Consider the following 1,407-nt stretch of genomic DNA (forward strand, 5'->3'; position numbering starts at 1 on the left):
TCTCCACATACATGGACGCCTCCCTATTGCAAGGACGGATCTTCAGGCACTGACAGACAAAGTCGATTGCAGCCATACATTCGGTCTTTGTTGCAGCCGGCATATAGGCTGCTGACGCATGATGAATTTCGCGGATGGTTTCTCAAACAGACTATCGTGTTCGAAACACGCTGTGGAGAACGAGTTGCAACCATCCCGGTCTGACCAGTCTTGTCATCACTTGGGATTGCCCTGGCAATCGGTGGAATACCTCCCTACTACCTTGTGTCGAGATACTGGCCGAGTTGATTACGCCACCACTGTGGCGTAGTCGGCTCGGAACACTTCGCCGCTGTGTAGCACCGCCCAGATACGTCGTGCATTTTTTGCCGCCAGGGCACAGACCGCAATGTTCATCCCGCGCCGCGCTGCAAGTTTCACCGCCCAGTCGTCAGCGTAGGCAGGTTTGTTCGTCCGCGCTCGCAGTACCGACCGCGCGCCATGCACTAGTAACTGGCGTACATAGCTGTTGCCGCGCTTGCTGATCCCCAGCAATACCTGTTTGCCGCCGCTGCTATGCTCGCGCGGCGTCAAGCCCAATGCACAGGCAAATTTGCGGGCCGTGCCGAACATATCGGCCCGTCCAAAGCTGCTAAGCACCGCCGTGGAAGTCAGAAGGCCGACGCCCGGGATGCTCTCGATCAGGCGACAGGCCGGGTTGTCCCGCCGCACCTGCATAAGTTGCCGCTCGACCCGTGCAATCCGTTCTTCCAGTTGCGCCAGGTGGGCCAGCAAGTCATCAAGCACGCCGCACAGCATGCCCAGTTCAGCACGTGCTCGTTCTTGCCATGCCACTACTTCACGGCGAAGATTCCGTATGCCCCGCGTGATCGCCCCGCCGAATTCGGCAATCAGGCCACGTATCTGGTTGGCCGTCGCCGTACGCTGCTTTATCCAGCCTTCCCGCACCCGGTGCAGAGCTTGAACTTGTTGGTCGCCCCGGCTGCGCATCGCTACGGTTGGCACGTTGTCGCGGCTGGCCGCTTCGCAGATCGCCGCGGCATCGCGCGCGTCGGTCTTGCTTCCCTGGACGTAGGCCTTCACATACTGGGGCGCCATCAGCTTGACGTCGTACCCCAACGCTGTCAGACGCCGCGCCCATTCATGCGCGCCACCACACGCTTCCATGCCAACCCGGCACGCCGGCAGCCTTGCAAAGAATTCCATCACTTCCGCGCGCTTGAGTCGACGCGACAAAACCTTCTTCCCTGAGGCATCGGCCCCGTGCACCTGGAATACGCTCTTGGCCAAATCAAGTCCGATTGCGCTAATCTTGTCCATGACGCCTCCCCCCACTCAGTGGTTGACCAACACTCCCACTTTGGCACTTCTGATGCCGCCGTGGGCGGGAGGCGTCCATTTCATTAG

1 protein-coding gene is annotated in these 1,407 nt (G+C 59.8%); it reads right to left on the reverse strand.

All coding sequences use genetic code 11. From position 1 onward, the window contains the following. Positions 1-288 precede the first annotated feature (288 nt). Positions 289-1,320, reverse strand: a complete 1,032-nt coding sequence (locus tag DID96_RS37690; RefSeq protein ID WP_124604383.1) for an IS110 family transposase — start codon at positions 1,318-1,320, stop codon at positions 289-291. Positions 1,321-1,407 lie beyond the last annotated feature (87 nt).

The sequence above is a fragment of the Burkholderia sp. Bp8963 genome, from assembly GCF_003854275.1.
Taxonomy (GTDB): Bacteria; Pseudomonadota; Gammaproteobacteria; order Burkholderiales; family Burkholderiaceae; genus Burkholderia.

Bases quoted from the DNA above. Each gene is read 5' to 3' on its own strand.
- DID96_RS37690 (WP_124604383.1), bottom strand. From the start codon at position 1,320: ATGGACAAGATTAGCGCAATCGGACTTGATTTGGCCAAGAGCGTATTC.